This window comes from Caldimonas sp., from assembly GCF_046291045.1.
In the GTDB taxonomy this organism is placed as follows: domain Bacteria; phylum Pseudomonadota; class Gammaproteobacteria; order Burkholderiales; family Burkholderiaceae_C; genus Caldimonas.
On record NZ_JBKBSL010000004.1, the window covers coordinates 107,221 to 114,895 of the forward strand.

The window sequence follows — 7,675 nt, forward strand, 5'->3', positions numbered from 1 at the left end:
TACGGACACCCCCAATGAAAGTTCTCGTCATCGGCTCCGGCGGCCGCGAGCATGCCTTGGCCTGGAAGCTGGCCCAGTCGGCGCGCGTGCAGACCGTCTATGTGGCCCCGGGCAATGGCGGCACGGCGCTGGACAAGCGCTTGCGCAATGTGCCGATCACCGACATGGCCGCGCTGGCCGACTTTGCCCAGTCCGAGAAGATCGCGCTGACGGTGGTCGGCCCTGAGGCCCCGCTGGCGGCCGGGGTGGTCGATGTCTTCCGCGCCCGCGGCCTGCGCATCTTCGGCCCCACGCAGGCGGCTGCCCAGCTCGAAAGCTCCAAGGCCTTCGCCAAGGACTTCATGAAGCGCCACGGCATCCCCACGGCGGCGTATGAGACCTTCGGCGATGCGCCCGCAGCCCACGCCTACGTGGACCGCCTGGGGGCCCCCATCGTGATCAAGGCCGACGGTCTGGCCGCTGGCAAGGGGGTGGTGGTGGCCATGACCCTGGCCGAGGCCCACGAGGCGGTGGACTGGATGCTGCTCGACAACAAGCTCGGCGTGCAGCACAACGCCGGTGGGGCCCGCGTCGTGATCGAGGAGTTCCTGCAGGGCGAGGAAGCCAGCTTCATCGTGCTGTGCGATGGCAAGAACGTGCTGCCCCTGGCCACCAGCCAGGACCACAAGCGCCTGCTCGACGCCGATGCCGGCCCCAACACCGGCGGCATGGGGGCGTACTCGCCTGCCCCGGTGGTCACGCCCAACGTGCATGCCCGGGTGATGCAGGAGATCATCGGGCCCACCGTTGCCGGCATGGCCAGGGACGGTATCCCCTTCACCGGCTTCCTGTACGCCGGGCTGATGATCGACGCCGAGGGGCGCGCCAGGACGCTGGAATTCAACTGCCGCATGGGCGACCCCGAGACCCAACCCATCATGATGCGCCTGCGCAGCGACCTGCTGGAAGTGCTGCTGGCGGCCACCGACGGCACGCTCGACAAGGTCGAACTCGATTGGGACCGGCGCGTGGCCCTGGGCGTGGTGATGGCCGCCCACGGCTATCCGCTGAACCCGCGCAAGGGCGATCCCATCGAGGGAGTGCCGCCCGAAGCCCCCGACGCCGTGGTCTTCCATGCTGGCACCACGGTGGATGCCGACGGCCGGTTGCGGACTTCCGGCGGCCGGGTGCTGTGCGTCACTGCGTTGGGCGATTCCGTCAAGGCGGCCCAGCAGCGGGCCTACGAGGCCCTGCGGGGCATCCGCTTCGACGGGATGCAATACCGCAGCGACATTGGCTTTCGGGCCATCCGGCGCTGACCCTGCATCGTGGGAGGGTCGGGCCAGGAGGGGCCGCGTGTCGTGACGCCGCGGCCGGTGCAGTTCAAGGGCAGCTGGCTGGCGCGCAGCCTGTTGCGGGCCTTCGGATGGCAGGTGCGGTTCCGGGGGTTGCCCGCCGACCAGGGCGTGATCGTGGTCTACCCGCACACCTCCAACTGGGACTTCGTCGTGGGGGTGCTGGCCAAGTGGGCCATCGGCATCCCCCTGTGCTTCTGGGGCAAAGACAGCCTGTTCCGTGTGCCGCTGCTGGGCCCTTGGCTGCGCTGGCTCGGCGGGATCCCGGTGGATCGCCAGTCCCCGCGCGGCATCGTGGGCGAGATGGCGCAGAACCTCAAGCGCGCCCGCGAGGACGGGCGCCATCTGTGGCTGGCCTTGGCGCCCGAAGGCACGCGGCGCTACGTGCCGCAATGGCGTTCGGGCTTCTATCGGGTGGCCTTGGAGGCCGGCGTGCCGCTGTGTCTGGCCTACATCGACTACCGAGAGCGCGTGGTGGGCGCCGAGCATTTCCTTCAACTGAGCGGCGATGCCACCAATGACAAGGCGGCCGTGCAGCGCTATCTTGGGCATCGCCGCGGCCGGCGCGCCGCCCAGGCCGGGCCGATCGACTGGAAGACATGAACACCGAAGACGTCCGACACTACCTGCTGGGGTTGCAGGACCGCATCATCCAGGCACTGGAGGCGGCCGATGGCCACGCCTTCGTGCGCGACGCCTGGACGCGCCCTGCCGGCGAGCGTTTGCAAGGTGACGGCTTGACGCGCCTGGTGGAGGAGGGGGGGCTCTTCGAACGCGGGGGCTGCAACTTCTCGCACGTGCGCGGCCCCCGGTTGCCACCGTCGGCGACGCAGCACCGGCCCGAGCTCGCCGGTGCTCCGTTCGAGGCGCTGGGCGTGTCCTTGGTGCTGCACCCGCGCAACCCCTATGTGCCGACCGTGCACATGAACGTGCGCATGCTCGCCGCCCTGCCCGAAGGGGCCGAGCCCGTCACCTGGTTCGGCGGCGGCATGGATCTGACGCCCTACTACGGCTTCGAGGAGGATGCGGTACATTTCCACCGCGCCTGCCGTGATGCCTTGGCCCCTTTTGGCGAGGACAAGTACCCGCGCTTCAAGCGCTGGTGTGACGATTACTTCTTCCTGAAACACCGCAACGAGCCGCGCGGCATCGGCGGCATCTTCTACGACGACTTCAACGAAGGTGGTTTCGAGGCCGGCTTTGCGATGACGCGCGCCGTGGGCGACGCCTTTCTGGGCGCCTACCTGCCCATCGTCGAGAGACGCCGGGGCCAGCCCTACGGCCAGAGGGAGCGTGACTTCCAGGCCTATCGCCGCGGCCGCTATGTCGAGTTCAACCTGGTCTGGGACCGGGGCACCCACTTCGGCCTGCAGTCTGGCGGACGCACCGAGTCCATCCTGATGTCGATGCCGCCGCTGGCGCAATGGCGCTACCGCTGGACGCCCGAGCCGGGCACGCCCGAGGCGCGCCTGTACAGCGATTTCCTCGTGCCGCGCGACTGGGCCTGAACACCATGGATGCCCGGCGCGTGGGGCTCTTCGGCGGCAGCTTCGATCCCGTGCACAACGGTCACGTGGCGCTGGCCCGCCTGGCGCTCGCCCACCTGGCCTTGGACCGGGTGGTGTGGATCCCCGCGGGCCATCCCTGGCAGAAGGCCCGCCGGCTCGCACCAGCCGATCACCGCCTGGCCATGGTGCGCGCGGCGGTGGCCGACGAGCCGCGCTTCTCGGTGGACGACTGCGAGATCCGCCGCCCGGGCCCGAGCTACACCCTGGATACCGTGCGCGAGCTGCGCGCGCGCTGGCCCCGGGTGCCGGAGTGGTTCCTCCTCCTGGGGGAGGACCAGTACGCCGGCCTGCCCACCTGGCATGGCTGGCAGGACCTGGTGCAATGCGTCACGCTGGCCGTGGCGGCACGCGCTGCCCGCACCCCGGTGCCTGCCGGGGCGCTGCGTGCGGTGCCCCACCGCCTCGAGGTGCTGCCCCTGCCGGCCTGGCCCGTCTCCTCGACCCTGGTGCGCCAACGCCTGGCGGCAGGCCAGGACGTGGACGACCTGGTCCCGCCCGCGGTGGCACGCTATATTGCTTGCCATCGCCTCTATCTCACCGACTGACACGCCCAACCGCCCCTCAATGGACATCCGCAAACTGCAACGCGCCATCGTCGATGGCCTGGAAGACGTCAAGGCCCAGGACATCGTGGTCTTCAACACTGAGCATCTCTCGCCGCTCTTCGAGCGGGTGATCGTGGCCTCGGGCACCTCCAACCGCCAGACCAAGGCCCTGGCGGCCAGCGTGCGCGATGAGGTCAAGAAGCAGGGGTTTCCCGTGATGCGCACCGAGGGCGAGGACAACGGGGAGTGGATCATCGTCGACTGCGGGGCGGCCGTGGCTCACATCATGCAACCGGCGATCCGCCAGTACTACAACCTCGAGGAGATCTGGGGCGACAAACCCGTGAGACTCAAGCTCGGCCAGACCAAGGCCCTGCCCAAGGCCAGCGAACCCGAGGGGCAGGCGCCGGCCAGGAAGGCGGCTGCGGCCAAGAAGACCCCCCCGGCGAAGAAGGCGCCGGCTGCGAAGAAGGCACCTGCCAAGAAGGTCGCCGCGAAGACGGCGGCCCAGACGGTGGCGAAGGCTCCGGCAGCCAAGACGGCGGCTGGCAAGACGACGCGCACCGGTGGCACCGTCTCGCGTAGCACGCCGGCACGTTCCGGCGCGGGCCGACCGGCCTCTCCCCGGTTGGCGGCCAAGACGGTGGTCGTCACCAAGCCCGCGGCGCCCAAGGCGTCTGCGAAAAAGGCGCCTGTGAAAAAGGCGCCTGTGAAGACAGCGCCTGCGAAGAAGGCGGCTCCTCGCAGGAAGGCATGAAGCTCGTCGTCGTCGCGGTCGGCCAGCGGATGCCGGGCTGGGCCGAGACGGCGTATGAGGACTACGCCCGGCGCTTCCCGCCCGAGCTGCGTCTGGAGCTCAAGGCCGTCAAGACCGAACCCCGCGGCTCCAGGAAGGTCGAGACCCTGCTGGCCGCCGAGCGATCGCGCATCGAGGCGGCCTGCCCCAAGGGGGCGCGCATCGTGGCACTGGACGAGCGCGGCGACCGGCTCACCACCCAGCAACTGTGCGCACGCCTGAAGGCGTGGATGCACGACGGCCGCGACGTGGCTTTGCTCATTGGCGGGCCCGACGGCCTGGACCCGGCCCTGCGCGATGCGGCCGACGAGCGCGTCCGGCTGTCCGACCTGACCTTGCCGCATGCCATGGTGCGCGTGCTGCTGGCCGAGCAGCTCTACCGCGCCTGGTCGCTGATGGTGGGGCACCCGTACCACCGGGAATGAGGATCGCCCCCGCATGAGTGCCGACTTCATCTACTTGGCGTCCCAGAGTCCCCGCCGCCGCCAGTTGCTCGACCAGATCGGCGTGCCCCACGAACTCCTGCTGCCCGATGCCGACGAGGATGCCGAGGCCCTCGAGGCCGTGAGTCCGGGGGAGTCGGCGCTGGACTACGTGCAGCGCGTGACCCGTGCCAAGCTCGAGGCCGCACTCGCGCGCTTGGCGCGCCGTGCCCTGCCTGCCGCGCCGGTGCTGTGCGCCGACACCACGGTGGCCCTGGGGCGGCGCATCCTGGGCAAGCCGGCCGACGCCGCGCAGGCGCGCGAGATGCTGACGGCGCTGTCCGGGCACGAGCACCGGGTGCTGACAGCCGTGGCCGTGGGGTTGGGACGCCGGCGCGAACTGATGCTCAATGTCTCGCGCGTGCGCTTCATGCCCCTGGCACCCGAGCAGATCGACCATTACGTGGCCAGCGGCGAGCCCGTGGGCAAGGCCGGCGCCTACGCCATCCAGAGCCGCGCCGCCTTGTGGATCGACCGCATCGTCGGCAGCTACTCCAGTATCATGGGACTGCCCCTGCACGAGACCGGCCTGCTGCTGCAGCGCTTCGGCGTGCGTTTCTGACGTGAACGGCTCGAGCGCTGCATGCAAGACATCCTGATCAACTGGTCGCCCCAGGAAACCCGTGTGGCCATCGTCGAGAACGGGGCCGTGCAGGAGCTGCACATCGAACGCACGCTCGAGCGCGGCCTGGTGGGCAACATCTATACCGGCAAGGTCGCCCGCGTGCTGCCGGGCATGCAGTCAGCCTTCATCGACATTGGCCTGGAGCGCGCCGCGTTTTTGCACGTGGGGGACCTCGTCCAGCGCAACGGCAACGGTGACGGGGCGCCGGCCACACCGATCGAGAAGCTGATCTACGAAGGCCAGAGCCTCACGGTGCAGGTGATCAAGGACCCGATCGGTACCAAGGGAGCGCGCCTGTCGGCGCAGATCAGCATTGCAGGCCGGCTTCTGGTGTACCTACCCCACGACGACCACATCGGCATCTCGCAGAAGATCGGCTCACCGGAGCTGCGCGAGCAGTTGCGTGCGCGCATGGCCCGGCTGGTCGGCCAGCCCCAGGAGGGCGGCGGGGGATTCATCTTGCGTACCAACGCGGAAGATGCCACCGACGAGGAGCTGGCAGCCGACATCGCCTACCTGCGCAAGACCTGGGCTGGCGTGCGGGAGCGCTCGTTCAAGAGCCCGCCCGGAACCTTGCTCTACGAGGATCTCAACCTGGCGCAACGGGTGCTGCGTGATCTCGCCGGCGAGGACACCCAGGCCATCCGCATCGACTCGCGCATGCAGTTCGAGGCCCTGCAGGCCTTCGGCCGAGAGTTCACACCCGGGGCGGTGCACAAGCTCGAACACTATCCCGGCGAGAGACCCATCTTCGACCTCTACAACATCGACCAGGAGATCGAGCGCGCGCTGGCGCGGCGTGTGGATCTCAAGTCTGGGGGGTATCTCATCATCGACCAGACCGAGGCCTTGACGACCATCGACGTCAACACCGGCGGCTATGTCGGCGCGCGCAATTTCGATGACACCATCTTCAAGACCAATCTCGAGGCGGCCCAGGCCATCGCGCGCCAGCTGCGCCTGCGCAATCTGGGCGGCATCATCATCATCGACTTCATCGACATGGTGCGCGAGGAACACCAGGAGGCGGTGCTTGCCGAACTGCGGCGCCAGCTCGCGCGCGACCGCGTGAAGATGACCGTGAGCGGCTTCACGCAACTGGGTCTGGTCGAGATGACGCGCAAACGCACCCGCGAATCGCTGGCCCACATGCTGTGCGAGCCCTGCCCCACCTGCCAGGGCAAGGGGTCGGTCAAGACGCCGCGCAGCGTGTGCTATGACATCCTGCGCGAGATCCTGCGCGAGGCGCGCCAGTTCAACCCCAAGGAATTCCGCGTGGTGGCCAGTGCCGCCGTCGTCGAGATGCTGCTCGACGAAGAAAGCCAGCACTTGGCCGGCCTGAGCGACTTCATTGGCAAGCCCATCTCGCTGCGTGCCGAGCCGACCATGTCGCCCGAGCAGTACGACATCGTGCTGCTCTGAGGCCCCTCAGCCCTTGGTGCGAGGCACCCGCCCCATCAAGTAAAACTCATCGTTGGGTCGCAGGCTGATCAGGTTGGCCATGCGGTTGGACAGGCCGAACAACGCAGTGATGGCGCCGATGTCCCAGATGTCCTCGTCCGAGAAGCCGTGGGCGTGCAGTGCCTCGAAGTCGGCCTCGACCACCTCGTGCGAACGCAGGCAGATCTTGAGGGCAAAGTCCAGCATGGCCTGCTGACGCGGGCTCAGGTCGGCCTTGCGATGGTTCACTGCGACCTGGTCGGCCAGCAGAGGCTGCTTTTCATAGACGCGCAAGATGGCGCCATGGGCGACCACGCAGTACAGGCAGTGGTTCGCGCCACTCGTGGCCACCACGATCATCTCTTTCTCACCTTTGGACAACCCCGATTCGCGCAGCATCAGCGCATCGTGGTAGGCGAGGAAGGCCCGGCATTCGTCGGGCCGGTGCGCCAGGGCCAGGAAGACATTGGGCACGAAGCCGGCCTTGTCTTGGACCTCCAGGAAGCGTTGGCGCAGATCCTCGGGCACGTCGACGAGTTTGGGCACGGGGTAACGACTGATGGGAGCAAGGGCCATGATGGGCAAGCGCAGCGGGGACACGATCCCCATTATCGGGAACGCCCGGACGCAGGCCTCCCCGGGTCTGCCCGGGGCCTTCGTTGGGAACTGTTGCATCTGCACGCGCGCGGCAGCGCCCGCACAGGCGACAATACCGGGTTGACGCCGACGGAACCTGTCGGCACGAACAGGCTCACACGCCAGGAGGGCGCGCGGCCGCCGGCGGCCTGCGCGGTCGACGGCCGGGTGTGCGCCGAAACAGCAGAAGTCCAAGGAGTTCGATGACGATGTGGTCCCGACGTTCCTTCATGGCCGTGCCGGCCGCCG

9 protein-coding genes are annotated in these 7,675 nt (G+C 68.6%); 8 read left to right on the forward strand and 1 reads right to left on the reverse strand.

Annotated elements, in window-relative coordinates; translation table 11 throughout:
• The first annotated feature begins 14 nt into the window (after positions 1-14).
• From purD to rng, 8 genes are read left to right on the forward strand one after another with little or no spacing between them, the layout of a single operon-like run.
• Complete coding sequence (purD, locus tag ACK4ZD_RS02705) at positions 15-1,298, forward strand: phosphoribosylamine--glycine ligase (protein WP_409658428.1); 1,284 nt, start codon at positions 15-17, stop codon at positions 1,296-1,298.
• A gap of 42 nt (positions 1,299-1,340) precedes the next feature.
• Positions 1,341-1,937 (forward strand): 1-acyl-sn-glycerol-3-phosphate acyltransferase, encoded by a 597-nt coding sequence (locus ACK4ZD_RS02710; RefSeq protein ID WP_409658431.1) that lies wholly within the window; start codon positions 1,341-1,343, stop codon positions 1,935-1,937.
• The gene (gene hemF / locus ACK4ZD_RS02715) at positions 1,934-2,842 is read left to right on the forward strand and encodes an oxygen-dependent coproporphyrinogen oxidase (RefSeq protein WP_409658434.1); all 909 of its coding nucleotides are present in this window, start codon (positions 1,934-1,936) and stop codon (positions 2,840-2,842) included. Before ACK4ZD_RS02710 ends, hemF begins: the two co-directional genes overlap by 4 nt.
• A 5-nt stretch (positions 2,843-2,847) precedes the next feature.
• A complete protein-coding gene (gene nadD / locus ACK4ZD_RS02720) occupies positions 2,848-3,447 on the forward strand; it encodes a nicotinate-nucleotide adenylyltransferase (RefSeq protein WP_409658437.1) in 600 nt (199 codons plus the stop codon).
• Positions 3,448-3,466: 19 nt separating this feature from the next.
• Positions 3,467-4,204 carry a ribosome silencing factor gene (gene rsfS / locus ACK4ZD_RS02725; protein WP_409658440.1) on the forward strand — a complete coding sequence of 246 codons (738 nt, stop codon included), beginning with the start codon at positions 3,467-3,469 and terminating at the stop codon, positions 4,202-4,204.
• Entirely contained in the window at positions 4,201-4,668 is a 468-nt protein-coding gene (gene rlmH / locus ACK4ZD_RS02730) for a 23S rRNA (pseudouridine(1915)-N(3))-methyltransferase RlmH (protein ID WP_409658443.1), read from the forward strand. Before rsfS ends, rlmH begins: the two co-directional genes overlap by 4 nt.
• Positions 4,669-4,681: 13 nt before the next feature.
• Complete coding sequence (locus ACK4ZD_RS02735) at positions 4,682-5,287, forward strand: Maf family protein (protein WP_409658446.1); 606 nt, start codon at positions 4,682-4,684, stop codon at positions 5,285-5,287.
• 21 nt (positions 5,288-5,308) lie between these two features.
• Entirely contained in the window at positions 5,309-6,772 is a 1,464-nt protein-coding gene (gene rng, locus ACK4ZD_RS02740; protein WP_409658449.1) for a ribonuclease G, read from the forward strand.
• A gap of 6 nt (positions 6,773-6,778) precedes the next feature.
• On the opposite strand, the gene ACK4ZD_RS02745 is transcribed toward rng, so the two are convergent.
• A complete protein-coding gene (locus ACK4ZD_RS02745; protein WP_409658452.1) occupies positions 6,779-7,399 on the reverse strand; it encodes a peroxidase-related enzyme in 621 nt (206 codons plus the stop codon).
• Between the last annotated feature and the right edge of the window lie 276 nt (positions 7,400-7,675).

What these genes read in the sequence shown, in the direction of transcription:
- hemF (WP_409658434.1), top strand. Translation starts at nt 1,934, where the DNA reads ATGAACACCGAAGACGTCCGACACTACCTGCTGGGGTTGCAGGACCGC.
- nadD (WP_409658437.1), top strand. Translation starts at nt 2,848, where the DNA reads ATGGATGCCCGGCGCGTGGGGCTCTTCGGCGGCAGCTTCGATCCCGTG.
- purD (WP_409658428.1), top strand. Translation starts at nt 15, where the DNA reads ATGAAAGTTCTCGTCATCGGCTCCGGCGGCCGCGAGCATGCCTTGGCC.
- rsfS (WP_409658440.1), top strand. Translation starts at nt 3,467, where the DNA reads ATGGACATCCGCAAACTGCAACGCGCCATCGTCGATGGCCTGGAAGAC.
- ACK4ZD_RS02745 (WP_409658452.1), bottom strand. Translation starts at nt 7,399, where the DNA reads ATGGGGATCGTGTCCCCGCTGCGCTTGCCCATCATGGCCCTTGCTCCC.
- ACK4ZD_RS02735 (WP_409658446.1), top strand. Translation starts at nt 4,682, where the DNA reads ATGAGTGCCGACTTCATCTACTTGGCGTCCCAGAGTCCCCGCCGCCGC.
- rlmH (WP_409658443.1), top strand. Translation starts at nt 4,201, where the DNA reads ATGAAGCTCGTCGTCGTCGCGGTCGGCCAGCGGATGCCGGGCTGGGCC.
- rng (WP_409658449.1), top strand. Translation starts at nt 5,309, where the DNA reads ATGCAAGACATCCTGATCAACTGGTCGCCCCAGGAAACCCGTGTGGCC.